The following is a 24,358-nucleotide window of genomic DNA, read 5'->3' on the forward strand; positions in this document are numbered from 1 at the left end:
GCGTCAGTAGCGCTCGATGGCCGGCGGCTCGACGTAGTCCGAACCGGACAGGCCCAGCGTGGCCTCGTAGATCTTCTTGTACGTGCCGTCCTTGACGCGCTCCTCCAGCGACTTGCTGATGGCCTCGCGGAGCACCTTGTCGTCCTTGTTCAGGCCGACGCCGTAGGGCTCGTCGGTGAACGGGTCGCCGACGACCTTGAGCTTGCCGGAGTTGGCGGCCGCGTAGCCCTTGAGGATCGAGTCGTCCGTGGTGACGGCGTCGACCTGCTTGGTCAGCAGCTGCTGCACGCAGTCGGAGTACTTGGCCAGCTCGACGACGCTCGCGCCGTACTCGGGCTTCTTGATCTCCTGGAGCGGCGTGGAGCCGACGATCGAGCAGACCTTCTTGCCCTTCACCGCGTCCTTGCCGGTGATCGACTTCTCGTCCTCGCGCACCAGGAGGTCCGCGCCGGCCTTGTAGTACGGCCCGGCGAAGCCGACCTGCTTCTTGCGCTCGTCGTTGATCGTGTACGTACCGACGTAGTAGTCGACCTGGCCCTTGGAGATGGCCGTCTCACGGACGCCGGAGTCGACGGTCTTCCACTCGATCTGCTTGTCGGAGAAGCCGAGGTCGGCCGCGACCATCTTGGCGATCTCGATGTCGAAGCCCGAGCGCTCCTTCGTCGACTGGTCCTCGAAGCCGAGGTAAGGCTGGTCGGCCTTGGCGCCGATGACGAGCTTGCCGCGCTCCTTGGCCTTCTTGAAGACCGGGGAGTCCAGGGCGACGTCCTTGGCCGCGGTGTACGTGGGCAGTGCGGGGGCCTCGGAGGAACCGGGCTTCGTGCCGCCCGGCTTGTCGCCCGCGGAGCCCTCCTTGCCGCCGCAGGCGGTGGCGGTCAGGGCGAGGACGGCGATGGCCGCGACGGCGGCGGACTGACGGAGCTTCATGTGAGCAATCCTTAGGTCGTGGGTCGTTGTCGTCAGTGGTGAAGGATCTTCGACAGGAAGTCCTTGGCCCGGTCGCTGCGCGGGTTGCTGAAGAACTGGTCGGGGGTCGCCTCTTCGACGATCTTCCCGTCGGCCATGAACACGACGCGGTTGGCGGCGGAACGGGCGAAGCCCATCTCGTGGGTGACGACGATCATCGTCATCCCGTCCCGGGCCAGCTGCTGCATGACCTCCAGGACCTCGTTGATCATCTCCGGGTCGAGCGCCGACGTGGGCTCGTCGAAGAGCATGACCTTCGGGTCCATCGCCAACGCCCGTGCGATCGCGACGCGTTGCTGCTGGCCACCGGAGAGCTGCGCCGGGTACTTGTCGGCCTGTACGCCGACGCCCACCCGGTCGAGCAGGGTCCGGGCCTTCTCCTCCGCCGCCTTCTTGTCGGCCTTGCGGACCTTGACCTGGCCCAGCATGACGTTCTCCAGCACCGTCTTGTGTGCGAAGAGATTGAACGACTGGAAGACCATGCCCACGTCGGCACGCAGCCTGGCCAGCTCCTTGCCCTCCTGGGGCAGGGGCTTGCCGTCGATCGAGATCGCTCCCGAATCGACCGTCTCCAAGCGGTTGATCGTGCGGCACAGCGTGGACTTGCCGGACCCGGAAGGCCCGATGACGACCACGACCTCGCCACGGGCGATGGTCAGGTCGATGTCCTGGAGCACATGCAGCGCGCCGAAGTGCTTGTTGACGTTGCTCAGTACGACCAGGTCGTTCGCCGCGGGCGCGGCACCCTCGGCGTCCTTGGTCACTGAAACTCCGCTCATCGGCTTCTTGCTCCGTCCTCCTCGGTTGAACAAGGACAGTAATGACGCAGTGCTACCAACGTCATTACATCTGAGCGGAAATTGAGCATAACGATCCGGCGGCAACCGGACACTCCGCGTGAACAGGACGTCACGCGCCGCCCCGGAGGCGTACCGGGTGCATAACGGAAACCCTGCTGTAACCGGGAGGCTCTTGACTGGTGTGCCGTTCATCGGCGTGGATGCCTGGGACGAGGAAGACGTGAAACACCGCAGAACGGGAAGTGTCATCGGGGCTCGCGGGGGATCTCGCGGATGAAGCGCGGGTTAATGTCGGGCCCCACGTGGTGACGCCGTGCGACGGTGCTGCCGACGGGACGACGAAGCGAACGAGCCCCAGGGGACGCCCGGCCCGGGGGGGGAGCACGAAGACCCGAGGAGCCGTACGGCCCCGGGAGAAACGGAGGGGAGGGCCATGAGACTGCTGCTCGTCGAGGACGACGACCATGTCGCGGCGGCCCTGTCCGCCGTGCTCGCCCGGCACGGATTCCAGGTCGTGCACGCCCGTAACGGCGAGGAAGCCCTGCGCGCCCTGCTGCCCGCCGACAAGGAACCCTTCGGGGTGATCCTCCTCGACCTCGGCCTGCCCGACCAGGACGGCTACGAGGTGTGCGGGAAGATCCGCAAACGCACCGCGACCCCCGTGATCATGGTCACCGCCCGCGCCGACGTGCGCTCACGCATCCACGGCCTCAACCTCGGCGCCGACGACTACGTCACCAAGCCGTACGACACCGGCGAACTGCTCGCCCGTATCCACGCGGTCGCCCGGCGCACCACCAGCGGTGAGGACACCACGCCGACCCCCGCCGCCGCCCTGCGCCTCGGTCCGGTCGCCATCGAGCTGCCGACCCGCCGGGTCAGCGTCGACGGTGCGGAAGTCCAGCTCACCCGCAAGGAGTTCGACCTCCTGGCGCTGCTCGCCCAGCGCCCCGGCGTCGTCTTCCGCCGCGAGCAGATCATCAGCGAGGTCTGGCGCACCAGCTGGGAGGGGACCGGCCGCACCCTGGAGGTCCACGTCGCCTCCCTGCGCTCCAAGCTGCGGCTGCCCGCCCTGATCGAGACCGTGCGGGGCGTCGGCTACCGGCTCGTCGCGCCGTCCGCGTAACCGGCGGGTACGTCTCCCGGTGCGCTCCCGTCTGCTCCCGCTGCTCATCGTCCTGATGGCCGCCGTCCTGCTCACCCTCGGCTTCCCGCTCGCGATCAGCGTGGCCGCCGCCGAACAGCAGCGGCTGGTGATCGACCGGATCGACGACACCGCACGGTTCGCCGCCCTGGCGCAGTCCATCACCGACACCTCCCCGGACAGCGAGGAGCGGCGCCGCACCCTCCAGACCGACCTGGAGCTCTACGCCTCCGTGTACGACATCCGCGCTGGCGTCTTCTTCCGGGACTACCGGGCCCTGGCCAAGGCCCCCGGCTACTGGACCCTGCCCGCCAAGGGCGAGGGGCGCACGGCCTTCAACGAGGCGCTGCTGGGCCGCCGCTCGCACGACCCCCCGCAGATCTGGCCCTGGCGCGACGGCCGTGTCGTCGTCGCCTCGCCCGTCGTGCGCGACGGCGACGTGGTCGCCGTGGTCGTCCTCGACTCGTCCACCGGCGAGATGCGGTCCCGGATCCTGCGGACGTGGCTGTTCATCGGCCTCGGCGAGGCGCTGGCACTGCTGGTGGCGGCCGGCGCGGCCGTACGGCTCACCGGCTGGGTCCTGTTGCCCGTGCGGACCCTGGACGCGGCCACCCACGACATCGCCGGTGGCCGTATGCGCTCCCGGGTCGCCGCCTCCGCCGGGCCGCCGGAGCTCAGACGCCTGGCTCGTTCCTTCAACGAGATGGCGGACAACGTCGAGGACGTGCTGGAGCAGCAGCGCGCCTTCGTCGCCGACGCCTCGCACCAACTGCGCAACCCGCTCGCCGCCCTGCTGCTGCGCATCGAGCTGCTCGCCCTGGAGCTGCCCGAGGACAGCGAGGAGATCGCGGCCGTGCGTACCGAGGGGAAGCGGCTGGCCCGGGTTCTCGACGACCTCCTCGACCTCGCGCTGGCCGAGCACGCCGAGGCGGACCTCCAGCTGATCGACATCGTCCCGCTCGCCGCCGAGCGGGTCGCCTCCTGGCGTCCTATGGCGGAGCGGGAGGGCGTGCACCTCACCCTGGACGGGGCCCCGGCGGCCACCGCCTGGGCCGACCCCGTGGCGCTCTCCAGCGCCCTGGACGCGGTGGTCGACAACGCCCTGAAGTTCACTCCCGCCGGAGAGGACGTCACCGTCACCGTCAACGTCGCCGCCGGAGCCCGCACGGCGACCGTCGTGGTCGCCGACCGGGGCCCCGGCCTCACCGAAGCGGAGCTGGAGCGCGTCGGGGACCGTTTCTGGCGCAGCACACGCCACCAGAACGTCAGCGGGTCGGGCCTGGGCCTCTCCATCTCCCGGGTGCTGCTCGCGGCGGGCGGCGGCTCGATCGCGTACGAGCACCACGAACCGCACGGCCTGCGGGTGACCGTCTCGGTCCCCCGCGACGTGCCGGGGAGCTGACGGGGAGCCGGGTGGGAGGCGCCGCCGGGTTTCAGGAGCGGCGGGGCCTCACGGTTTCACCGAGCGGTAGTAGGCCTTGGCCCCGTCGTGCACGTCCAGCGGATCCGTGTAGATCGCCGTCCGCAGATCCACCAGCTGCGCCGCGTGGACCTCGCGGCCGATCCGGTCCCGGCTGTTGATCACGGTCCGGGTGAAGGCCTCGGTCATGGCCGCGTCCGTACGGTCGGTCGTGACGAGCAGGTTGGCCACGGCGACCGTGGGAACCGCCTGACCCTGCTGGGCCTGCGGATACACGTCGGCGGGCATCATGGCGGACCGGTAGAAGCGGGTGGGACCGGTCGCCGCCTGGAGCTCCGCGACCAGCTCGGCCTCCAGCGGCACCAGCCGGATGTCGAAGCGCCGCGACAGTTTCTGCACGGCCGCGGTCGGCAGCCCGCCCGACCAGAAGAACGCGTCGAGCCGGCCCTGGGTCAGCCGTACGGGCATGGTGTCGATGCCCACCGGCACCGGGGTGACGTCGTCGGCCGGATCGAGCCCCGCCGCCGCCAGCAGCCGGTCCGCGACCAGCCGCACCCCGGAACCCTCCTGGCCGACGCCCACCCGCTTGCCCCGCAGATCGGAGACCGTCCGCACGTCGGAGTCGCGGGGGACGACCAGCTGGACGTAGTCGTCGTACAGCCGGACACAGCCGCGCAGTCGCTGGGCCCCCGGTCTGCCGTCGCGGAGATAGGTGGCCACCGCGTCGGCGGTGGCGATGGTGAAGTCCGCCTCGCCCGTCGCCACCCGGGCGAGGTTCTGCTGCGACCCCTCGCTGGTCCGCAGCCGTATGGACACCTCCGGCATGTCCTTGGCGAGCGCGACCTCCAGCCGCTCCCCGTACCGCTGGTACACACCGCTGGGCACGCCGGTGGAGAAGGTGAGCGACCCGCTCGGGTCCCCCTCGCCCCCCTCCGGCTGCAACCACCACGCGAGCAGCCCGAGCACGACCGCGAGCACGGCGCCCGTCCGCAGGGTGCGCCGGCGGCCGAATCGGGACAGAGCGTGGAACATGCGCGCGATCCTGCCAGCTCGACCGCCCCCTGACCAGGCTTCCCCATGAGGCCCGTCCCACAGCGGGCAGGGCCGGGCGGCGGCCGGGGAAGGGGACGGGAGGGGGCCGCCCGGCAACCGCCTACCCTTGTCCCATGAGCAGCGGCAACCGGAGCGAAGCAGTGGACGTCCAGAAGAGCTACGAGGTGCGCACCTACGGGTGCCAGATGAACGTCCACGACTCCGAACGGCTGTCGGGTCTCCTGGAGGGCGCCGGTTACGTCCGGGCCCCCGAAGGTTCCGACGGCGACGCCGACGTCGTCGTCTTCAACACCTGCGCGGTGCGGGAGAACGCCGACAACAAGCTGTACGGAAACCTCGGCCGCCTCGCGCCCATGAAGACCAAGCGCCCCGGGATGCAGATCGCCGTCGGTGGCTGTCTCGCGCAGAAGGACCGCGACACCATCGTCAAGCGGGCCCCCTGGGTCGACGTCGTCTTCGGCACGCACAACATCGGCAAACTGCCGGTCCTCCTGGAGCGCGCCCGCGTCCAGGAGGAGGCGCAGATCGAGATCGCCGAGTCCCTGGAGGCCTTCCCCTCCACGCTCCCCACCCGCCGCGAGTCCGCCTACGCCGCGTGGGTCTCCATCTCGGTCGGCTGCAACAACACCTGCACCTTCTGCATCGTCCCGGCGCTGCGCGGCAAGGAGAAGGACCGCCGCACCGGCGACATCCTGGCCGAGATCGAGGCCCTGGTCGCCGAGGGCGTCTCCGAGATCACCCTGCTCGGCCAGAACGTCAACGCGTACGGCTCCGACATCGGCGACCGCGAGGCCTTCTCCAAGCTGCTGCGCGCCTGCGGGGCCATAGAGGGCCTGGAGCGCGTCCGCTTCACCTCGCCGCACCCCCGCGACTTCACCGACGACGTCATCGCCGCCATGGCCGAGACGCCCAACGTGATGCCGCAGCTGCACATGCCGATGCAGTCCGGATCGGACAGCATCCTGAAGGCGATGCGCCGCTCCTACCGCCAGGAGCGCTTCCTGGGGATCATCGAGAAGGTGCGCGCCGCGATGCCGGACGCCGCCATCTCCACCGACATCATCGTGGGCTTCCCCGGCGAGACCGAGGAGGACTTCGAGCAGACGATGCACGCCGTCCGCGAGGCACGGTTCGCCAACGCGTTCACCTTCCAGTACTCCAAGCGCCCCGGGACCCCCGCCGCCGACATGGACGACCAGATCCCCAAGGAGGTCGTCCAGGAGCGGTACATGCGCCTGTCCGCCCTCCAGGAGCAGATCTCCTGGGAAGAGAACAAGAAGCAGGTCGGCCGCACCCTGGACGTCATGGTCGCGGAGGGCGAGGGCCGCAAGGACGGGGCCACCCGACGCCTCTCCGGCCGCGCCCCCGACAACCGCCTGGTGCACTTCACCCAGCCCGAGAAGGCCGTGCGCCCCGGCGACGTCGTGACCGTCGAGATCACCTACGCCGCCCCGCACCACCTGCTCGCCGAGGGCACACCGCTCGCCGTGCGGTCCACCCGCGCGGGCGACGCCTGGGAGAAGCGCACCACCGAGGCGGCCGCCAAGCCCGCCGGAGTGATGCTCGGCCTTCCCGGCATCGGCGCCCCGGACCCGCTCCCGGCCGCCCCGGCCCCGGCCTGCGGCATCGGCTGACGGACCGGGCGGCTGCCGCGGGTCCCGGCCGGGACCCGCGGCAGCGGTCGGACGCAGACTCCGGGGCGGACGCCACTGCCCCCGGCACACGGGTTCGCGGGCAGTGGCGTCCGCCCCGGCACACGGGCCCGGCGCGGCCGACCGGCCCCACCCGCTCCGACCTTCGGCAAGTACGCTGACCGGCATGCTTGTCGCCGCCGCCGTGTGCCCCTGTCCGCCGCTCCTGGTGCCCGAGGTCGCCGCCGGGGCCGCCCCCGAACTCGACGCCGCACGTGACGCGTGCCTCGACGCCGTGGGAGTGCTCGCCGCCTCGCGCCCGGACCTGCTCGTCGTCGTGGGGCCGGGCGACGACCGGTCCGCCGGACCCCACCCGGCAGCGGCGCGCGGGTCCTTCAGGGGCGTCGGCGTGGACCTCGACGTGACGCTCGGCGACACACCGCGGGACGCCGCCGCCCCGGACCGGCCGCTGCCGCAGTCCCTCACCGTGGGCGCCTGGCTGCTGAGCCGGGCCCGATGGAGGGGCGCTCCCGTCGAAGGGTTCGCCGTGGCGGAGAGCGAGGCCACCCCGGAGTGCGCGGCGGCCGGGCACTCCCTCGCCCGGCGTGCCGAGCGGGTCGCGCTCCTGGTGATGGGCGACGGCAGCGCCTGCCGCACCCTCAAGGCCCCCGGCTACCTCGACGAGCGGGCAGCCGCTTTCGACGCCCGCGCCACCGAAGCGCTCGGCTCCGCGGACCTCCACGCCCTCGCCGCGCTCGACGCGACGGTCGCCCGTGAACTCAAGGCGGCCGGACGTGCCCCCTGGCAGCTGCTCGGCGGCGCCGCGCGGTCCGCCGGACTCGCGGGCCGACTGCTGTACGAGGACGCCCCGTACGGCGTGGGGTACACCGTCGCCGCCTGGTCCTGAACGGACCGGCGGTGGGCACGGGGCACTCGGCCACGTGCCCGCCGCCGGTCCGCGGTCACCGTGTCAGGGAGCGGGCGGCGGCGGAGGAGGGGTGTTGCCGGGATTCCCCGGAGTACCGGGATTCCCCGGCGTGCCGGTGGCGCCGGGGGTGCCGGTGGCGCCGGGGGTGCCCCCCTCCTTGTTGCCCAGCTTGTCCACGGCCTCCTTGGCCTTGCGCGTCCCCGAATCGATCTTGTCGCTGTACTTGCCCTTGGTCTTCTGGTCGACCGTGCGCGCGGCCTTGTCGAGGCCCTGCTCGATCTTGCCCCCGTGCTGCTGTGCCAGGTCGCCGACCTTGTCCTTGGCCGGCCCCAGCTTGGCCTTCAGGTTGTCCAGGAACCCCATTGGGTCACCTTCCGTGCAGTGAGGACTGTTGAGAACTGTTCGCGGGAGCGTTCTCCCGCCCCCATTGTCCGTCACTTGTCCGTTCTTGCCGTTTTTACACGCCTCATTGCGCTTCGCCAGCGCTTCCTTGACGTCGCTCTCCGCGCACGGCCGCACCCCCACAGACACCGTGTGGTCGGGAGGGCCCGGATATTTGGGAGACTGTCCGGGTGACCCCTCCCGCTTCCGCCCCCCGCGTCATCACCGTCGTAGGCCCCACCGCAGCCGGAAAGTCGGATCTGGGGGTCTTTCTCGCCCAGCGGCTCGGCGGCGAGGTGATCAACGCCGACTCCATGCAGCTCTATCGGGGCATGGACATCGGCACCGCGAAGCTGACGCTTCCCGAGCGTGACGGCGTACCGCACCGGCTGCTGGACATCTGGGACGTCACCGAGACCGCCAGCGTCGCCGAGTACCAGCGACTGGCCCGCCTGGAGATCGACCGGCTGCTCGCCGAGGGGCGCACACCGATCCTCGTCGGCGGCTCCGGGCTGTACGTGAAGGGTGCCATCGACGCCCTGGAGTTCCCCGGTACGGACCCCGGGGTGCGCGCCCGCCTCGAAGCGGAACTGGCCGAGCGCGGCTCGGGCGTCCTGCACGAACGCCTCTCCGCCGCCGATCCCGAGGCCGCCCGGTCCATCCTGGCGACGAACGGCCGCCGCATCGTCCGCGCCCTCGAAGTCATCGAGATCACCGGCAAGCCGTTCACCGCCAACCTCCCCGGCGAGGAGCCGGTCTACGACGCCGTGCAGATCGGCGTCGACGTGGACCGCCCCGAACTGGACGAGCGCATCGCCCTGCGCGTCGACCGGATGTGGGAGGCGGGGCTCGTGGACGAGGTGCGCGCCCTGGAGGCGTCCGGGCTGCGCGAGGGCCTCACGGCCTCGCGGGCTCTCGGCTACCAGCAGATCCTCGCGGTGCTCGCGGGGGAGTGCACCGAGGAGGACGCGCGGGCCGAGACCGTGCGCGCCACCAAGCGCTTCGCCCGCCGTCAGGACTCCTGGTTCCGCCGCGACGCGCGTGTCGTGTGGCTCGGCGGCGGCCACCGTGACCGGGAGGAACTCCCGCACCGGGCGCTGACGTTGGTCGAACGAGCGGTCCCAGCCTGATCGCATGACAGGAGTTGCCGGCGTAGCGGGGCTCTCGTTTCGCTAAATCGAGGCAGGTCGGAGCGAGTTGTTGGAATGCGAGTTCGCGCCAGAATCCGCCAATCGGGGATGACATATCGCTGTCCGGTGCTGACCCCTTGCTGACTTTGCTGACGGGTGGTCACCTACATCGGTTGGCAGTGGCGGGGGGCGGGAGTGTGTTGTAAGTGGAGTTGGTGCTCTGTACGCCGAGGAATGAGGTGAGGACGCTGTACCTGATCCGGGCGATCGTCTCGTGGCAAGGCGTGGCGGTGGACTACTTCCCATCCGCTGCGCTTGGCGATACGAGCTCTGCCGGCCCGCTCCGACGCCGTGGTCCAACTCACCGGCCGCCGCACCAACGAGATGACCGTCTCCTGGCGCGACCCGACACCACAGGACGAAAGGGCAATACCGGAAGCAACATCGAGGGACGACGGCCCCTGAGACGAACGTGAGATCAGAAGTTGGAGCACCGGCCAACGCGAGGCCACCGCTCGGGTGTGCTCGCTCAACGAAAGGCCATGAACCGTGTGATAGGGCGTTCCTGCGCTGTTCAGACGGGGTGCATGGCGGCGGCCTGCGTCGGTATTCAGCGGATTTGACGCCGCTGTCAAACAAGCTTGACGCATCGGCCCGTCTGGAACTGCGTTTCACGACTATGGTCTTGCGCTGGTGGCGCCGATCACCACAGGAGGCTGGCTCCGTCGTCCTGGAGCGGAGCACCCTTCAGGGTGTCAGCAGCTCGGGGACAGCCGGCGGCCAGCCCGGATTTCTCGAAGGCCTAGGGCCCTTCCATGTTGCAGTGGGCGTACTCGTACGGGCTGAGCCCAGGGGCGGCCGTCGCCGCACTGACCGCAAGACGGTCGGACCACCTCACCGCCATCTACGCGGACACCAGCCTGACCGCCGAACAGACCGCCCCGGCCCGCCTCGCCCAACTCGTCCGCGATGAACGGGGGATCGAATCGCTGCACCACATCCGGGACACCACCTTCACCGAGGACGCCCCGCAGCTCCGGACCGGCAACGCACCACGCGCGATGGTCACCTACCGCAACCTCGCCATCGGTACCCTCCGGACGGACGGAACAAGGAACATCGCGACCGGCCTCCGCGGCAATGCCCGCGACCCTCGTCTGCCTCGGCCTTATTGATCCGAAAGGCTTTGGGTTCAGGCTCGTCGATGGTGCGTGAGTGATCTGGTGGGGGGGACGCGCGGATGTGTTCGCCGAACGCGCAGGAGGCTGTGCGGTTGCTGGCGGTCTCCGCGTTGATGGAGGGCCGGGACCGGGTGGCGGTCGCCGACCTGTTCAAGGTGTTGGTCAAGGCCGTGGACAACTGGTGGGAGAGGTGGCGGGCCGCTGGCCGGGACGCACTGCTGTCCCGCCCGCGAGGCCGCCGCGTGGACGAGCACCAGGTCCTGTCCGAGGCCGAGCAGGCCGCCGCGCGGCAGGCCGCCCTCGATCAGATCCCCTCCGACCTGGATCTTTCGGGTCGGCTGTGGGCGCGGGGGCAGATGATGTGCCGCTTCCTCTCCCGGCTCGTCGGGCACTTCGACCACAAGGTCCACCTGATTGTCGACCGGCACCCGGCCCACCGCTGGAAGGCCGTCCGGGCCTGGCTCGCCGACCACCAGGACTGGATCGAGCTGCACTTCCTGCCCTCGTACTCACCCGAACTGAACCCCGACGAACTGGTCAACGCCGACCTGAAACGCAGCCTTCCCCACACCCACCGGGGGCCAGGAACCAAGCCGAACTCGCCGCCGAAACCTGCAGATTCTTCCACCGCCGACAACGTCAGCCACACATCATCCGCGGCTACTTCGGCGGCCCGCACGTCCGCTGTGTCCTGGACGAGAACCCCATGAGTTTCTGATCAATACATGGTCACGAACTGGACATCACGTGACTACGCCGTAGCCTTACTCACCCACTCGACAAGCCGAAACGGGCCGCCGGAGATCCGACAGCCCGTCACGAAAGTTCGAGGCTAACCGTCACTTTGGGCTCAGTAGAAAAGTACCGAGTCGATGTAAATTTTCGGATCGTCCGGCAGGTTCCCTTCGAAAGAAGCGCCCATGACAGTGGTTTCTGAAGCTGTCTGCCCCGCGGCTACTTTCCGTAAATCGAAGTTATTGGTCGTCACTCAATCGTTTCCGTTGCCGGCGCTGACGGCAACTTTTATGTTGCGTGTTTTGTCGGTGGTGTTTTTGATGTTGCAGGCGACGCTGATGCCAATTTCATTGCGGGTGGCTCGGATCTCGGTATCACCGAGCGTGAGAACCTTTGTCTTCCCCACGTGCCTTGCCGAATGGTCCTGGGACGGTCATCGAGTCCCTCTCTGTCGGCCTTGGGTGAGGCTTCCCGCTTCGGCAGGTGAGCCTTGGAGCGCACCGAGAGGAGAACCCCCGTCATGGCCAGCAGCAAGCCCGCCTGATCCGACCCGGACGAGGACAACGCCCAGGTCAGGATCAGTACGGCTCTGCGGGCAAGGCGGCTTCCGTAATCTGGCCATCAGCGCGATCCGCCTCGCCGGACGAGCCGGCATCGCCCACGCCCGCCGCGACCTGCTCCACCGCCCCGCCGTGACCTGCTCCACCGTGGGACGCTTGCGCCGTTTACGACATCTAATCAGCCATCATGAAACCGGGCAGAGCGGAACTACACCGAGGTCGTTCCTGGGGAAGGGTGACGGATTCGAAAACGAACTTGTCGAAATTAAGCCATCAAAACGAGACCGAGATCAATCGGTCCACAGATCTCGACGACTATTTTCGGCCTGTGATCAAGCCATGAGTACGCATACTCATGCGCCCAAGTGGGCGTGTGGCAAAGATTTATCCATGCCATCGATTCGCTTCACCGCGTCCGTCGTCATAGCGGCTGCGGGCTCCCTCGCCCTGACCGCTTGCGGCACCCAGACAGCCTCCTCCACATCCTCCACCCCGATCGGCTCCCAGGTCTCCGCCTCACCCGCCCTGCAGCCCACCGAGAAGCAGTTCCTCGACATCCTCAACAAGTTCGCGCGCCAGTGCTCCCCCGACGCCCCCAGCGGCAGCGGCGCCGCGCCAGATCCCGGGACACTGCCGGGTGGCATCCCCAGCGGTGTAGCTCCCCGCACCGACAAGCCTGCGGGGACACCTGACGCGAACGGCGACATCCCCATCCCCGTCGATGAGTCAGGTGAGATGCCCGACAAGCCCATGCAGTCCGGCCCACCACAGGAAGTCGAACTCGGCGACATCGAGAAGTGCGCCGCCGCCAAGCACGCCGAGCGCCTGACCACCAAAGCTGCCGGAGAGCCGCACACCACCTACAGCGCACTTCAGCAGACCATTGTCGCCGCCGGATACCGTACCGACCGCATCCACAAGATGTCCGACCTCGGCGGCGACCCGCGCGCCCGAGTGGACCTTCGGTTCATGGGCTCCGGCCTGGCAGTGGAGATCATCGGCACCGGAACAGGTGTGATCGCGGAACCCTTCGGCATCCCCGAAGACGAGAACGTGTCCGTGACTGAGGTGAGGCGGAAGCCGAACCTGGACGCACCGTCCTCCTGAACTGCGAGTGATTTGTTCCGGGTTCGGTGGAGACTCGATTCCGTGAATGGATTGAGCCATGGCACACCCTTTCCGTCACCCGCTCGAGCTGCGCCGTCGGCGGTGCGCATGTTCGCCGAGGTCCGTGGTGAGTGTCCGAACGAGTCGGCGGTGCTGCGGGCGGTCGCCCAGAAACCGGGCATCGGTTCGGCAGAGACCCTGCGGAACTGGGTGAAGCGGGACGAGGCCGACTCCGGGCAGCGGCCGGGGACGACCACGCAGGAGTCCGCGTAGGTCAAGGCGCTGAAGAAGGAGATCGCCGAGCTGAAGCCGCTCATCCGCCAGATCCCCGAGTCCAACTACTTTGTATACGAGGCACATCGAAGTGGAACAAGATCGAGCACCGGCTCTTCTCGCACATCACCATGAACTGGAACGGCCGCCCGCTGACCAGCCACGAAGTCATCCTGCAGTCGATCGCCGCGACCACCACCCGCTCCGGACTGCGTGTGAGAGCCGAACTCGACACCAACACCTACCCGACCGGAGTCCCATCAAAGACGCGGAGATGGCCGCCCTGCCGCTGACCCGGCACGCGTTCCAGGGCGCCTGGAACTACGCACTGCACCCCCACCCATCACCCGTAATCCCGGCGGCCCGGGCCCCGCAGACGCCGGATCCGGAGTGGGACCAAGCCTTGCTCTCCGATCCAGCACTGACCGGGATAACCCGCCAGCAACTGAACGACCTCACCGAGACCCTGGCCCCGGACGGGGATACCCGGCGCGGTCGGCCGCCTCGGCTGGCCCTCCCCGACCAGGTCCTGGCCACCGTGCTCCACCTGCGGGCCGCCCTGGCCGCGGAACCCCTCGCCGTGCTGTTCGGCACCAGGCCGCACCGCGATGCACCGCACCCTCCTGAAGAACCGGCGACTGCGCGAGGCACACGGCATGACCATCCCGCCGACGACAACTCCACCCACGGCCCTCGCCGCCCTTCTGGACCGGGTCCAAGCACAGACCAGCGAGGACAACACGATCAAAACAACGTGTTAATGATCTGCAATCCCTTACGACCTCGTGCACGGTTAGCGGTGGGATGTCGAAGGGGTCGGTGGGGCCTCTCGGTGCTCACGTCCGCCGAGCCACGAACCGGCCTGCGGTCTGCTGCGGGGACAGCAGGCCGACGAGGGCTTGGACGGTGTCGTCCATGCGCTCGCGGCGGCCGAGGTGGCGGGTCAGTGCCCGCCAGTTCTTCAGATGGGCGATGCTGTGCTCGACCCGGATGCGGCGTGAGGAGTGGGCCTTGCGCCTGCGCTCGTGTACCTCCTCGTACCAGTCCGGGGCGTTCTTCTTGAACTTTCGGTGCGGGGGCGTCACGACGCGTCCGCCGGTCTGTGCTCCGAGTCCTTGGTACCGGTCTTCCCGGCCTGGCCGAGATGGGCAACGACCTCGGCCAGGGTTCGCAGCCGCACGTCGGGGCTGACGGTGCATCCTCGCTCCGCGAGCAGGGGCCGCACCTCGCTGATGGCCCGCGTGACCGTCGAGCGGTCCACACTGAATCAGCAGGCCAGCACGTCATGAGTAACCCCGTGGCGAAGGTGCACGAGCGTGGCAAGCAGCCGGTCGACGAAGACCAGGCGGTGCTTCGCACCTGCGCCCACCGCACGCTTCCGCGGCCGGGACGCAAGCCTGGCCTGGTGCCGCTCATGCCACAACGGGCCGACCCCGGCGACGAGTTCAGCGATCACAGCTGCCGACAGGCCCGTAATCCTCCGGTCGCTGATGATCGCTGTGCGCGTCACGTTCCCTACCACGCAGCCATGATCGACTATGCAGCGCTCGACGTCCCACTGCTAGCCGTGCGCGAGGTCGTTGGAACGAGCTATCAGGTGGTCTCAGCCGGCGTGTCGCTGGTACGTCAGGCCGCAGTGGCGACGTCGGGGTCGTCGGCCGTTGTGGTGGCGAAGTTGAGGCCGTTGTTGAGGAGTGTGGCGGCTTTGGAGACGGAGCCGGGGAGGAGGTGGCGGTAGGTGATGTTGATGTCGGAGTGGCCCATCCAGTCCGCCACGTCGGTGATGGGGATGCCTTGCCCAAGGGCGTTGGAGGCGAGGTAGTGGCGGAAGCTGTACATGGTCATCCCTCCGGGGACGAGGTTCGGCTTCTGCTGCTGGAGGTTGGTCCACCACCTTCGGAGTGTGGTGGGAAGAGGAACGCGTTTCCGGTGCTGGGGCGCATCGTCTTAAGGAAGACCTGCGCCTGAGTTGCGGCGCCTACGTTGCTGCGTTCCATGGCGGTGATGAAGCGCTCCACCACGAAGCTGTCGAAGGTGCGCATCTTCCGCGAGCCGATCTCCGGATAGGCGTGGGTGCGCATCCGGGACTCGGTCGCGGCCCTCGTGCTGCCGGTGCGACCACGCTTGCGGGCGAACCACGCCTTCGCGTACTCCTCGAAAGTCATCTCGCCGAGGGTCTCCTGCTGTTCGGCGATGCTCCGGAGCGTGGTCCTGCGGGCTGTGTAGAGCTCGGTCAGGCGCTCGATGGCGGCGTCCTGGGTGGGGAAGCCGGACTCCTCGGCCTGCTTGCCCCGGATGTTGCGGAAGCGGATCGTGTAGAGGTGCGGGCAGCCTGACGGGCGGCGACACGCGCAGGGCTCGAAGAAGCTGCCCATGCCCCGCGCAAGCTTGTTCGACATGATTGTTGCGGCCCCTTCGCCGAGTTCGGTCGTGACCGCGTAATCGGTCGCTGACCTGGGGTTATTGCTGACCTCTTGCTGACTCGCTGACCAGCAGCAGAAGCCTGACCTGCATAAACCCCAAAGCGGAGCCATAACAGCCTGATCACGTGATGGCATCGGGAAGCTCCGCCCGTCAATTCGGCACCCGTGATCGTGCCATCATCGAGCATCGATCCACCAGTGGAGTCCGAGTTGGGAGGGCGCGTGGCGATGGAGGCCGGCCCTCGCGACACGGAGCAGCGCGACACGGAGCACGACGTGCCGTCACCGCGGGAGACCGCGGGACGGCTGAGTCCTGACGGGCCCGACGAGCAGGACGTGACCCCGGAGGTCGAGGTCGAGCTGCGGCCCACCCGCAAGCTGCGGATCTGGCAGCTCGCCCCCATCGTCGTACTCGCCGCGGTCGGCTCGCTGATGTTCGCCTTTCCCCTCGCCTTCGAGTTCGGCGACGGCGGCGCCATCGTCGCCATGCTGGGGCTCCTGATCAGCTGCTGCGCGGCCGGCTGGGGCATGATGGCCGCCCGTCGCGTCGGTCACACCTGGCCGGGCCTGCCCTCCCGCGGCTCCGGCGTCCGCCCCGACTGGCGGGTGATCGCGCTGTACGCGGCGACCGGCGCCGCCCTGGTCGCGCTCGCCGTCTGGCGCGTGGACCGACTGCGCTGACGGCAGGACACGCCCTGTGCCGGGTCTGCCCGCGCGGTTCAGTGGTCCGGGCCCTGTGCCGGTCGCGAACCCGGCCGCCGGGTCCGCTCGTGCGGGTGGTCGGCGCCGCCTCGTACAGTTGGCCTGTGAGCACCTCGCAGATCGCCTTCCTCAAGGGTCACGGCACCGAGAACGACTTCGTGATCGTCCCGGACCCGGACAACGCCCTCACGCTGCCCGCCGCCGTCGTCGCCCGGCTCTGCGACCGCCGGGCCGGCATCGGCGGGGACGGCCTGCTCCACGTCGTGCGGTCCGCCGCGCACCCCGAGGCGCGCTCCATGGCGGACGCGGCCGAGTGGTTCATGGACTACCGCAACGCGGACGGCTCGATCGCCGAGATGTGCGGCAACGGCGTGCGGGTCTTCGCCCACCACCTCCAGCGCGCCGGCCTCGTCGAGGAGGGCGACCTCACCGTCGCCACCCGGGGCGGCCCCAAGCGCGTGCACCTCGCGAAGAACGGCGACATCACGGTCTCCATGGGACGCGCCCTGCTGCCCGAGGAGAGCGTCACGGTCAGCGTCGGCGACCGCAGCTGGCCCGCCCGCAACGTCAACATGGGCAACCCCCACGCGGTCGCCTTCGTCGACGACCTCGACCACGCCGGCGACCTGTTCACCGCCCCGCCCGTCAGCCCCGGCGCCGTCTACCCCGACGGCGTCAACATCGAGTTCGTCGTTGACCGGGGCCCGCGCCACGTCGGCATGCGTGTCCACGAGCGCGGCTCCGGCGAGACCCGCTCCTGCGGCACCGGCGCCTGCGCGGTCGCCGTCGCCACCGCCCGCCGGGACGGCGCCGACCCCGCCAGGACCGGCCTCCCCGCCACCTACCGGGTGGACCTCCCCGGCGGCACCCTCGTCATCACCGAGCACCCCGACGGCGGTATCGACATGACCGGGCCCGCGGTGATCGTCGCCGAAGGCGTCATCGACCCGATCTGGCTCGAAACGTCCTGAGGAATGGCTCGCTCGAAACGATGACCGGCCCGAGCTTCGCTCGAATGGGTGATCCGTTTCACGCTGGGCGAGAGCTGGACTGCGCCACGTGGTGGGGTCGATAGCATCAAGCACCGGTCCCGAGGGGCATCCGCCCCTCCCCAGCGCCGGTCGACGTCGCCGGAGGTGCCCATGAGTGCAGAGGCCGCCGATCCCGGCGCTCCCCTACGCAGGCGGAGCCGCCCCCGGATCGATCTGCGCAGACTGGGCCGGGTGGCACTGCGCGGCCCGGTCTCCCGCGACCGGCTGCCCGACGCCATCGGACATGTCGCCGAGGCGCACCGCGCCCACCACCCCGACGCCGACCTGACCATCCTGCACCGGGCCTACGTCCTCGCGGAGTCCTCGCACCGCGGCCAGATGCGCAAGAGCGGCGAGCCGTACATCACGCATCCGCTGGCCGTCACGCTGATCCTCGCCGAACTCGGCGCCGAGACCACCACCCTCACCGCCTCCCTGCTCCACGACACCGTCGAGGACACGGAAGTGACGCTCGACCAGGTACGCGAGCAGTTCGGCGACGAGGTCTGCTATCTCGTCGACGGCGTGACGAAGCTGGAGAAGGTCGACTACGGCGCCGCCGCCGAACCGGAGACCTTCCGCAAGATGCTCGTCGCCACCGGCAACGACGTCCGGGTCATGTCGATCAAGCTCGCGGACCGGCTGCACAACATGCGCACCCTCGGCGTGATGCGCCCGGAGAAGCAGGCCAGGATCGCCAAGGTCACCCGGGACGTCCTCATCCCGCTCGCCGAACGGCTCGGCGTGCAGGCGCTCAAGACCGAGCTGGAGGACCTGGTCTTCGCGATCCTGCACCCCGAGGAGTACGCGGACACCCGCGCCCTGATCGCCGCGGCGGCAGGTCCGGACGCCCCCCTCGACACCATCGCCGACGACGTACGGGGCACCCTGCGCGACGCGGGCATCACCGCCGAAGTCCTCATCAGGCCACGCCACTTCGTCTCGGTGCACCGGGTCCGCGGGAAACGCGGGGAACTGCGCGGCACCGACTTCGGCCGGCTGCTCGTCCTCGTCACCGAGGACGCCGACTGCTACGCCGTCCTCGGCGAACTGCACACCTGTTTCACCCCGGTGATCTCGGAGTTCAAGGACTTCATCGCCGCCCCCAAGTTCAACCTGTACCAGTCGCTGCACACCGCCGTGGTCGGCCCCGGAGGCGCCGTCGCCGAAGTCCTCATCCGCACGCACCGGATGCACAAGGTCGCCGAGGCGGGCGTGGTCGCGCTGGGCAACCCGTACGCCCAGGACCACGCCGCCACCCCGCAGAGCGAGCCGTCCGACGAGCGCGCCGACCCGACCCGGCCCGGCTGGCTCTCCCGGCTGCTGGACTGGCAGGAGTCCGCCACCGACCCCGACACCTTCTGGACCACCCTGCGCGACGACCTCGCCCAGGACCGCGAGATCACCGTGTTCCGCACCGACGGAGGCACGCTCGGGCTGCCCGCCGGGGCCAGCTGCGTCGACGCCGCCTACGCGCAGTACGGCGACCGGGCGCACACCTCCATCGGGGCCCGGGTCAACGGCCGCCTCGCCACCCTGAGCACCGTCCTCAGCGACGGCGACACCGTGCAGCTGCTGCTCGCCCAGGACACCGCCTCCGGTCCCTCGCCCGACTGGCTCGACCACGCGCGCACCCCCACCGCCCGGATCGCGATCACCGGCTGGCTCACCGACCACCCCGACGAGGCGAAGCCCACCCCCTCGACGATGACGTCCGTGGACGCGGGCGGGCCCGGCCCGGCCGAGCTAGCCGCCCCGGAGCGCGACGCCCAGGCCACCGCGCCGACGCGCACCCGGTCCGGCCCCCGCGCCACCGGCGTCGTCGTCGACGGGCCGGACGCGCCGGTGCGCCTCGCCGGCTGCTGTACGCCGGTGCCCCCCGACGAGCTGACCGGCTTCGTCGTGCGCGGCGGCACGGTCACCGTGCACCGCCGCGAGTGCCCCGCCGTGGCCGCCATGCAGGAGATCGGCCGCGCCCCGGTCGGGGCCCGCTGGGCCGACGTGGAGGGCCGGGAGTCCGACGCGGGCTGCCGGGTCACCCTGGTCGCCGAGTCCTTCGGCCGCCCCCGGCTCCTCGCCGACCTCACCGAGGCCATCGCCACCGCCGAGGCGGCGATCGTCTCCGCCACCGTGGAACCGCCCAGCGAGCAGCGCGTCCGCCACACCTACACTCTCCAGCTTCCCGACGCGGCCGGCCTTCCCGCCCTGATGCGCGCCATGCGCGAGGTCGCCGGTGTCTACGACGTCAGCCGCGCCCAGCACCCGGCCCCGGCCGGCTGAGCTGCCCCGGCCGGCTGAGCTGCCCCGGAAGCCCGGAAGCCCGGAAGCGGCCCGGCCCGGGATTTCCTCCCGGCCGGCCGGAACCGCTTCTCCACCAGCGACGCGTTCTCGTTCGAGTGGCGCGGCGCGCGGCTCCCCGGCCCGGCGGCGATGCGCTGATAGCGGTAGTCCATGCCGCTCCTCTCCCGCCGCCTGCGCGCCGCCCTGCTGGCGACCGCCTCGGCCACCCTCGTCGCCGCCACGCTGCCCGCCCCCGAGCCCCTGGGCATCGGCGACCGGCTCTTCCCCGAGCTGGGCAACCCCGGATACGACGTCCTGGCGTACGACATCGCCTTCACGTACCACGGCAGCAACACCGAACCCCTGGACGCGGTCACGAAGATCAGGGCCCGCACCACCGCCCCGCTGGACCGGATCAACCTCGACTTCGCCCGGGGCACCGTCCAGGGGGTCGAGGTCAACGGACTGGCGGCCGACTTCGGCAGCAAGCGCGAGGACCTGGTCGTCCAGGCACCCCGCCGTCACCCCGCGGGCGTACCGCTGAACATCACCGTCCGGCACACCAGCGACCCGGACGGATCCGGGGACGACGGCGGCTGGGTCCGTACCGCCGACGGCCTCGCCATGGCCAACCAGGCCGACGCCGCCCACCGCGTCTTCCCCGGCAACGACCACCCCTCCGACAAGGCGTACTTCACCTTCCGGATCACCACCCCCGAGAAGCTGACAGCGGTCGCGGCCGGCCTGCCGGCGGGGAAGACCCGGCGCGGGGCCACGACCACCTGGACGTACCGCACGAAGCACCCCATGGCCACCGAGCTGGCCCAGGTCTCCATCGGCACCTCCGCCGTGCTGCACCGCACCGGCCCCCACGGACTGCCGGTGCGCGACGTCGTCCCGGACGCCGACCGGAAGAAGCTGGAACCCTGGCTGAAGAAGACCCCGGCCCAGCTGGAGTGGATGGAGAAGCAGGTCGGCCGCTACCCCTTCGAGACGTACGGGGTGCTCGTCGCCGACAGCCCCATCGGCTTCGCCCTGGAGACCCAGACCCTGTCGCTGTTCGGGAAGTCCTTCTTCACCGAGCCCGGCTACCCGGAGTGGTACGTCGACTCGGTGATGATCCACGAGCTGGCCCACCAGTGGTTCGGCGACAGCGTCTCGCCCGCGAGCTGGTCCGATCTGTGGCTCAACGAAGGCCACGCCAGTTGGTACGAGGCCCGGTACGCCGAGGAGAACGGCGGCGGGACCCTGGAGCGGCGGATGCGTGAGGCGTACAGGCTCTCCGACGGCTGGCGCGCGGACGGCGGCCCTCCGGCGCACCCGGACGGCACGGCCCCGGGGCAGAAGCTCAGCCTGTTCCGCCCCGTCATGTACGACGGCAGCGCGCTGGTGCTCTACGCCCTGCGCCAGGAGATCGGCGAGGCCGCCTTCGACCGGCTGGAGCGCACCTGGGTCCGGGTGCACAGGGACTCCACCGCGACGACCGCGGACTTCACCCGGCTGGCGTCCGGTATCGCGGGACGCAACCTGTCCGCCTTCTTCGACGGCTGGCTGTACGGGGAGAAGACCCCGCCGATGCCGGGCCACCCCGAGTGGAGCAGCGCTAAACCCGCGTGACGGGCCCGGCGGGCCCGTGCCACTATCGACGCGTCGGCGCGGCGGACCGCACCGGAGTTCCCGACAGGGAATCATCCGGGAAGATCACACGTTGTGACTGACGTAACGACTTCTATCGACGTAAGGATCCAATGACCTCCTCTTCTTCCCTTCCCCAGGACGCGCAGCACGCGCAGAGCGCCACGGAGAACGCGACCGAGAGCCTCACCGAGAGCCTTCGGGCCGACGCCCTGATGGAAGAGGACGTCGCCTGGAGCCAGGAGATCGACGGAGCGCGGGACGGCGATCAGCTGGACCGCTCCGAGCGTGCCGCGCTGCGGCGTGTGGCCGGTCTCTCCACGGAGCTCGAGGACGTCACCGAGGTCGAGTACCGTCAGCTGCGCCTGGAGCGCGTGGTGCTGGTGGGTGTCTGGACCTCGGGGACGGTGCGTGACGCGGAGATCTCCCTCGCGGAGCTCGCCGCACTCGCCGAGACGGCGGGCGCTCAGGTGCTGGACGCGGTGTACCAGCGGCGCGACAAGCCGGACCCGGCCACCTACATCGGCTCGGGCAAGGCACTGGAGCTGCGGGACATGGTGCTCGAATCCGGTGCCGACACCGTCGTCTGTGACGGTGAGCTGAGCCCGGGCCAGCTGATCCACCTGGAGGACGTCGTCAAGGTGAAGGTGGTCGACCGCACCGCCCTGATCCTTGACATCTTCGCCCAGCACGCCAAGTCCCGCGAGGGCAAGGCGCAGGTGTCGCTGGCCCAGATGCAGTACATGCTGCCGCGCCTGCGCGGCTGGGGTCAGTCGCTCTCCCGCCAGATGGGCGGCGGCGGTTCCAGCGGCGGTGGCGGCATGGCCACCCGTGGTCCCGGTGAGACCAAGATCGAGACGGACCGGCGACGGATCCGCGAGAAGATGGCGAAGATGCGCCGGGAGATCGCGGAGATGAAGACCGGCCGCGAGATCAAGCGGCAGGAGCGCAAGCGCAACAAGGTGCCCTCCGTCGCCATCGCCGGATACACCAACGCGGGCAAGTCCTCGCTGCTCAACCGCCTGACCGGGGCCGGTGTCCTGGTGGAGAACGCCCTGTTCGCCACCCTGGACCCGACCGTCCGCCGGGCCGAGACGCCGAGCGGCCGCATCTACACCCTGGCCGACACCGTCGGGTTCGTCCGGCATCTGCCGCACCACCTGGTCGAGGCGTTCCGCTCCACCATGGAGGAGGTCGGCGAGTCCGATCTCATCCTCCATGTGGTGGACGGCTCCCACCCGGTGCCGGAGGAGCAGCTCGCCGCGGTGCGCGAGGTGATCCGGGACGTCGGCGCGGTGGACGTACGGGAGATCGTCGTGATCAACAAGGCGGACGCGGCTGATCCTCTGGTCCTCCAGAGGCTGCTGCGCAACGAGAAGCACGCCATCACGGTCTCGGCCAGGACCGGTGCCGGAATCGACGAGCTGCTCGCGCTCATCGACGCCGAGCTGCCCCGGCCGTCCGTCGAGATCGAGGTGCTCGTGCCGTACATCCAGGGGGCTCTGGTCTCCCGGGTGCACGCCGAGGGCGAGGTGCTCTTCGAGGAGCACACCGCCGAGGGCACCCTGCTCAAGGCCCAGGTCCACGAGGAGCTGGCCGCGGAGCTCGGGACCTTCGTCCCCGCCGCGCCCTGACAGCCGCGTAACCGCGCGACGAGCCGAAGGCCCGGCCCTTTCCGGAGAGATCCGGGAGGGCCGGGCCTTCGGCGTGCGGCCGCCGGCCGCGGTTACCGGCCGGCGAACTTGTCGCTCATCACCGTGAAGGTGCGCCGGGCGTCGTCATCGAGCCGGGGTCCGGCCAGCCAGCCCGAGGTGACCGGGCCGATCGAGGTGTTGGACACCAGCGTCGACTTTCCGTCCGGTCCGGCGACGAACCAGCCGCCGCCGGAGGAACCGCCGGTCATCGTGCAGCCGATCCGGTACATCGTCGGGGTCCCCGGGGCGATCGAGAGCCGACCGGGCCGGTCGACGCACTGGTGCATCAGCAGACCGTCGTACGGCGGACCGGCCGGGTAGCCCCAGGCGCCCATGCCGCTGATCTGCTGGATCTCCGGAGCGTCGAAGGAGATGGGCAGAGCGTTGCCCACCGTCTCCTCCAGCGACTTCGCCCCCTTCTCGGGCTTCACGTGCAGGACGGCGTAGTCGTACGGCGCGCCCGCTCCGCCCGTCGGGCCGCCACCGGAGATCCACTGGCCGGAGGACACGGCCCAGTCCGCCCAGTAGGTGCCGTAGGGGGCGACCTCCTGCGGCTGCGCGGTCCGCAGCTGCGCCGCGTTCTTGCCCTGGTCGTTGTACGAGGGAACGAAGACGACGTTGCGGTACCAGCCGCCGCCCGCGCCCGCGTGCACGCAGTGCCCGGCGGTCCACACGAGGTTGGACTTCCCGGGGTTCTTCGGGTCCTTCACGACCGTGCCCGAGCAGACCATGGAGCCCTCGGGGGAGTCGAAGAAGACCTTGCCGACCGGGGCGGCGTGCCGGTGGTACGGCGTCTTCTCCGGCTTGGCGCGGACCGGCGCGGGCTCCGGATCGCTGACGTCCTGCCCGGCGGTGAGGTCACCGGCCGCCATCGTCCTGGCGGGCTCGTCGGCCGCGGCCATCCGGTCCGGCTTCCACAGGCCGTCGATGACCGGGTTGACGAAGTCCTCGGCCTTGCGGAGCCACGTGTCCTTGTCCCAGTTCTTCCACTCCCCGTCCTTCCACTTCTCCGGGTCCACCCCGTGCTTCTCCAGGGCGTCACCCAGATCGCCGGGAAGTCCGGTGGCGGGGTCCTTCTCCGCTGCCGGACCACCGGCCGACGGTTCGGCGGCGGCGTCCTCGTCCGGCCCGCAGGCCGCGGCCGTCAGTGTGAGCGCCGCGACGAGGCCGGTCGCGGCCAGCAGCGGACGTATCGATCGCATGGAAGAGATTCCCCCGAAAACCTGAGTCGTGCGGTGGTGCGCCTACGCGGCCGTGCGGTCGAACGCGGAGCGGTGGTGCGGC

Annotated in this window: 25 protein-coding genes and 1 pseudogene; 15 read left to right on the plus strand and 11 right to left on the minus strand. The window is 70.0% G+C overall.

Going from position 1 to position 24,358, the window contains the following annotated elements:
- Positions 1-3: 3 nt before the first annotated feature.
- Together ACH4RG_RS34170 and ACH4RG_RS34175 are read right to left on the minus strand one after the other, a co-directional pair.
- On the minus strand, positions 4-927 hold the full coding sequence (locus ACH4RG_RS34170) for a glutamate ABC transporter substrate-binding protein (protein ID WP_397925304.1): 924 nt from the start codon (positions 925-927) through the stop codon (positions 4-6).
- A 32-nt stretch (positions 928-959) separates the two neighbouring features.
- Positions 960-1,745 (minus strand): amino acid ABC transporter ATP-binding protein, encoded by a 786-nt coding sequence (locus ACH4RG_RS34175; RefSeq protein ID WP_003965810.1) that lies wholly within the window; start codon positions 1,743-1,745, stop codon positions 960-962.
- A gap of 454 nt (positions 1,746-2,199) precedes the next feature.
- On the opposite strand from ACH4RG_RS34175, the gene ACH4RG_RS34180 reads away from it, so the two are divergent.
- Positions 2,200-2,892, plus strand: coding sequence for a response regulator transcription factor (locus tag ACH4RG_RS34180; protein WP_397925306.1), 693 nt, complete (start codon positions 2,200-2,202; stop codon positions 2,890-2,892).
- Positions 2,893-2,911: 19 nt separating this feature from the next.
- Positions 2,912-4,312, plus strand: coding sequence for a sensor histidine kinase (locus ACH4RG_RS34185; RefSeq protein WP_397925308.1), 1,401 nt, complete (start codon positions 2,912-2,914; stop codon positions 4,310-4,312).
- Between the two features lie 48 nt (positions 4,313-4,360).
- Here the strand turns inward: ACH4RG_RS34185 and ACH4RG_RS34190 are convergent, their stop codons facing one another.
- Positions 4,361-5,362, minus strand: coding sequence for a TAXI family TRAP transporter solute-binding subunit (locus ACH4RG_RS34190; protein WP_397925310.1), 1,002 nt, complete (start codon positions 5,360-5,362; stop codon positions 4,361-4,363).
- Positions 5,363-5,496: 134 nt separating this feature from the next.
- Between ACH4RG_RS34190 and miaB the strand changes: the two genes are divergently transcribed.
- Both miaB and ACH4RG_RS34200 read left to right on the plus strand, forming a co-directional pair.
- Positions 5,497-7,017, plus strand: coding sequence for a tRNA (N6-isopentenyl adenosine(37)-C2)-methylthiotransferase MiaB (gene miaB, locus ACH4RG_RS34195; protein ID WP_398163435.1), 1,521 nt, complete (start codon positions 5,497-5,499; stop codon positions 7,015-7,017).
- Positions 7,018-7,201: 184 nt separating this feature from the next.
- Positions 7,202-7,921, plus strand: a complete 720-nt coding sequence (locus ACH4RG_RS34200) for a class III extradiol dioxygenase subunit B-like domain-containing protein (RefSeq protein WP_398540726.1) — start codon at positions 7,202-7,204, stop codon at positions 7,919-7,921.
- A gap of 63 nt (positions 7,922-7,984) precedes the next feature.
- Here ACH4RG_RS34200 and ACH4RG_RS34205 read toward each other — a convergent pair whose 3' ends face one another.
- Positions 7,985-8,305, minus strand: coding sequence for an antitoxin (locus ACH4RG_RS34205; protein ID WP_398540727.1), 321 nt, complete (start codon positions 8,303-8,305; stop codon positions 7,985-7,987).
- Between the two features lie 209 nt (positions 8,306-8,514).
- Between ACH4RG_RS34205 and miaA the strand changes: the two genes are divergently transcribed.
- From miaA to ACH4RG_RS34220, 3 genes are all read left to right on the plus strand, one after another.
- Complete coding sequence (miaA, locus tag ACH4RG_RS34210) at positions 8,515-9,453, plus strand: tRNA (adenosine(37)-N6)-dimethylallyltransferase MiaA (protein ID WP_397925318.1); 939 nt, start codon at positions 8,515-8,517, stop codon at positions 9,451-9,453.
- 815 nt (positions 9,454-10,268) lie between these two features.
- Positions 10,269-10,628: a hypothetical protein gene (locus tag ACH4RG_RS34215; protein WP_398540728.1), complete on the plus strand. Its 360-nt coding sequence runs from the start codon at positions 10,269-10,271 to the stop codon at positions 10,626-10,628.
- Between the two features lie 65 nt (positions 10,629-10,693).
- The gene (locus tag ACH4RG_RS34220) at positions 10,694-11,344 is read left to right on the plus strand and encodes a transposase (protein WP_398540729.1); all 651 of its coding nucleotides are present in this window, start codon (positions 10,694-10,696) and stop codon (positions 11,342-11,344) included.
- A gap of 278 nt (positions 11,345-11,622) precedes the next feature.
- Here the strand turns inward: ACH4RG_RS34220 and ACH4RG_RS34225 are convergent, their stop codons facing one another.
- Positions 11,623-11,775 carry a hypothetical protein gene (locus ACH4RG_RS34225; protein ID WP_398540730.1) on the minus strand — a complete coding sequence of 51 codons (153 nt, stop codon included), beginning with the start codon at positions 11,773-11,775 and terminating at the stop codon, positions 11,623-11,625.
- Between the two features lie 544 nt (positions 11,776-12,319).
- Here ACH4RG_RS34225 and ACH4RG_RS34230 point away from each other — a divergent pair.
- From ACH4RG_RS34230 to ACH4RG_RS34240, 3 genes and pseudogenes are all read left to right on the plus strand, one after another.
- A complete protein-coding gene (locus ACH4RG_RS34230; RefSeq protein WP_397932471.1) occupies positions 12,320-13,036 on the plus strand; it encodes a hypothetical protein in 717 nt (238 codons plus the stop codon).
- Between the two features lie 108 nt (positions 13,037-13,144).
- On the plus strand, positions 13,145-13,309 hold the full coding sequence (locus ACH4RG_RS34235; RefSeq protein ID WP_397925519.1) for a hypothetical protein: 165 nt from the start codon (positions 13,145-13,147) through the stop codon (positions 13,307-13,309).
- 80 nt (positions 13,310-13,389) lie between these two features.
- Positions 13,390-14,070 (plus strand): annotated as a pseudogene (locus ACH4RG_RS34240) (ISAzo13 family transposase); the annotation flags it as partial.
- 75 nt (positions 14,071-14,145) lie between these two features.
- On the opposite strand, the gene ACH4RG_RS34245 reads toward ACH4RG_RS34240, so the two are convergent.
- The 5 genes from ACH4RG_RS34245 to ACH4RG_RS34265 all read right to left on the minus strand — a co-directional run bounded on the left by ACH4RG_RS34245 (position 14,146) and on the right by ACH4RG_RS34265 (position 15,708).
- Positions 14,146-14,394, minus strand: a complete 249-nt coding sequence (locus ACH4RG_RS34245) for a transposase family protein (RefSeq protein ID WP_397925328.1) — start codon at positions 14,392-14,394, stop codon at positions 14,146-14,148.
- Positions 14,391-14,570: a hypothetical protein gene (locus tag ACH4RG_RS34250; RefSeq protein ID WP_397925330.1), complete on the minus strand. Its 180-nt coding sequence runs from the start codon at positions 14,568-14,570 to the stop codon at positions 14,391-14,393. Before ACH4RG_RS34250 ends, ACH4RG_RS34245 begins: the two co-directional genes overlap by 4 nt.
- 6 nt (positions 14,571-14,576) lie before the next feature.
- The gene (locus ACH4RG_RS34255; RefSeq protein ID WP_398540731.1) at positions 14,577-14,819 is read right to left on the minus strand and encodes a transposase family protein; all 243 of its coding nucleotides are present in this window, start codon (positions 14,817-14,819) and stop codon (positions 14,577-14,579) included.
- 116 nt (positions 14,820-14,935) lie between these two features.
- On the minus strand, positions 14,936-15,154 hold the full coding sequence (locus ACH4RG_RS34260; protein WP_397925334.1) for a hypothetical protein: 219 nt from the start codon (positions 15,152-15,154) through the stop codon (positions 14,936-14,938).
- Positions 15,151-15,708, minus strand: a complete 558-nt coding sequence (locus ACH4RG_RS34265) for a hypothetical protein (protein WP_397925336.1) — start codon at positions 15,706-15,708, stop codon at positions 15,151-15,153. The genes ACH4RG_RS34260 and ACH4RG_RS34265 overlap by 4 nt, the downstream gene beginning before the upstream one ends.
- Positions 15,709-15,960: 252 nt before the next feature.
- On the opposite strand from ACH4RG_RS34265, the gene ACH4RG_RS34270 reads away from it, so the two are divergent.
- The 5 genes from ACH4RG_RS34270 to hflX all read left to right on the plus strand — a co-directional run bounded on the left by ACH4RG_RS34270 (position 15,961) and on the right by hflX (position 23,014).
- Positions 15,961-16,413 (plus strand): hypothetical protein, encoded by a 453-nt coding sequence (locus ACH4RG_RS34270; protein ID WP_397925509.1) that lies wholly within the window; start codon positions 15,961-15,963, stop codon positions 16,411-16,413.
- A 125-nt stretch (positions 16,414-16,538) separates the two neighbouring features.
- Positions 16,539-17,405 (plus strand): diaminopimelate epimerase, encoded by an 867-nt coding sequence (gene dapF, locus ACH4RG_RS34275; protein ID WP_397925338.1) that lies wholly within the window; start codon positions 16,539-16,541, stop codon positions 17,403-17,405.
- 171 nt (positions 17,406-17,576) lie between these two features.
- Positions 17,577-19,745: a RelA/SpoT family protein gene (locus tag ACH4RG_RS34280; RefSeq protein WP_398540732.1), complete on the plus strand. Its 2,169-nt coding sequence runs from the start codon at positions 17,577-17,579 to the stop codon at positions 19,743-19,745.
- A 171-nt stretch (positions 19,746-19,916) separates the two neighbouring features.
- On the plus strand, positions 19,917-21,362 hold the full coding sequence (locus tag ACH4RG_RS34285) for a M1 family metallopeptidase (protein WP_398540733.1): 1,446 nt from the start codon (positions 19,917-19,919) through the stop codon (positions 21,360-21,362).
- Positions 21,363-21,493: 131 nt separating this feature from the next.
- Positions 21,494-23,014 (plus strand): GTPase HflX, encoded by a 1,521-nt coding sequence (gene hflX, locus ACH4RG_RS34290; protein ID WP_397932464.1) that lies wholly within the window; start codon positions 21,494-21,496, stop codon positions 23,012-23,014.
- 92 nt (positions 23,015-23,106) lie between these two features.
- On the opposite strand, the gene ACH4RG_RS34295 is transcribed toward hflX, so the two are convergent.
- Entirely contained in the window at positions 23,107-24,276 is a 1,170-nt protein-coding gene (locus ACH4RG_RS34295) for a trypsin-like serine peptidase (protein ID WP_398540734.1), read from the minus strand.
- Positions 24,277-24,358: the final 82 nt, after the last annotated feature.

The sequence above is a fragment of the Streptomyces sp. NPDC021019 genome (assembly GCF_044333295.1).
Taxonomy (GTDB): domain Bacteria; phylum Actinomycetota; class Actinomycetes; order Streptomycetales; family Streptomycetaceae; genus Streptomyces.

What these genes read in the sequence shown, in the direction of transcription:
- ACH4RG_RS34170 (WP_397925304.1), bottom strand. Translation starts at nt 927, where the DNA reads ATGAAGCTCCGTCAGTCCGCCGCCGTCGCGGCCATCGCCGTCCTCGCC.
- ACH4RG_RS34175 (WP_003965810.1), bottom strand. Translation starts at nt 1,745, where the DNA reads ATGAGCGGAGTTTCAGTGACCAAGGACGCCGAGGGTGCCGCGCCCGCG.
- ACH4RG_RS34180 (WP_397925306.1), top strand. Translation starts at nt 2,200, where the DNA reads ATGAGACTGCTGCTCGTCGAGGACGACGACCATGTCGCGGCGGCCCTG.
- ACH4RG_RS34190 (WP_397925310.1), bottom strand. Translation starts at nt 5,362, where the DNA reads ATGTTCCACGCTCTGTCCCGATTCGGCCGCCGGCGCACCCTGCGGACG.
- miaB (WP_398163435.1), top strand. Translation starts at nt 5,497, where the DNA reads ATGAGCAGCGGCAACCGGAGCGAAGCAGTGGACGTCCAGAAGAGCTAC.
- ACH4RG_RS34200 (WP_398540726.1), top strand. Translation starts at nt 7,202, where the DNA reads ATGCTTGTCGCCGCCGCCGTGTGCCCCTGTCCGCCGCTCCTGGTGCCC.
- ACH4RG_RS34205 (WP_398540727.1), bottom strand. Translation starts at nt 8,305, where the DNA reads ATGGGGTTCCTGGACAACCTGAAGGCCAAGCTGGGGCCGGCCAAGGAC.
- ACH4RG_RS34215 (WP_398540728.1), top strand. Translation starts at nt 10,269, where the DNA reads ATGTTGCAGTGGGCGTACTCGTACGGGCTGAGCCCAGGGGCGGCCGTC.
- ACH4RG_RS34220 (WP_398540729.1), top strand. Translation starts at nt 10,694, where the DNA reads ATGTGTTCGCCGAACGCGCAGGAGGCTGTGCGGTTGCTGGCGGTCTCC.
- ACH4RG_RS34230 (WP_397932471.1), top strand. Translation starts at nt 12,320, where the DNA reads ATGCCATCGATTCGCTTCACCGCGTCCGTCGTCATAGCGGCTGCGGGC.
- ACH4RG_RS34235 (WP_397925519.1), top strand. Translation starts at nt 13,145, where the DNA reads ATGTTCGCCGAGGTCCGTGGTGAGTGTCCGAACGAGTCGGCGGTGCTG.
- ACH4RG_RS34260 (WP_397925334.1), bottom strand. Translation starts at nt 15,154, where the DNA reads ATGACCATGTACAGCTTCCGCCACTACCTCGCCTCCAACGCCCTTGGG.
- ACH4RG_RS34265 (WP_397925336.1), bottom strand. Translation starts at nt 15,708, where the DNA reads ATGTCGAACAAGCTTGCGCGGGGCATGGGCAGCTTCTTCGAGCCCTGC.
- ACH4RG_RS34270 (WP_397925509.1), top strand. Translation starts at nt 15,961, where the DNA reads ATGGAGGCCGGCCCTCGCGACACGGAGCAGCGCGACACGGAGCACGAC.
- ACH4RG_RS34280 (WP_398540732.1), top strand. Translation starts at nt 17,577, where the DNA reads ATGAGTGCAGAGGCCGCCGATCCCGGCGCTCCCCTACGCAGGCGGAGC.
- ACH4RG_RS34285 (WP_398540733.1), top strand. Translation starts at nt 19,917, where the DNA reads ATGCCGCTCCTCTCCCGCCGCCTGCGCGCCGCCCTGCTGGCGACCGCC.
- hflX (WP_397932464.1), top strand. Translation starts at nt 21,494, where the DNA reads ATGACCTCCTCTTCTTCCCTTCCCCAGGACGCGCAGCACGCGCAGAGC.
- ACH4RG_RS34295 (WP_398540734.1), bottom strand. Translation starts at nt 24,276, where the DNA reads ATGCGATCGATACGTCCGCTGCTGGCCGCGACCGGCCTCGTCGCGGCG.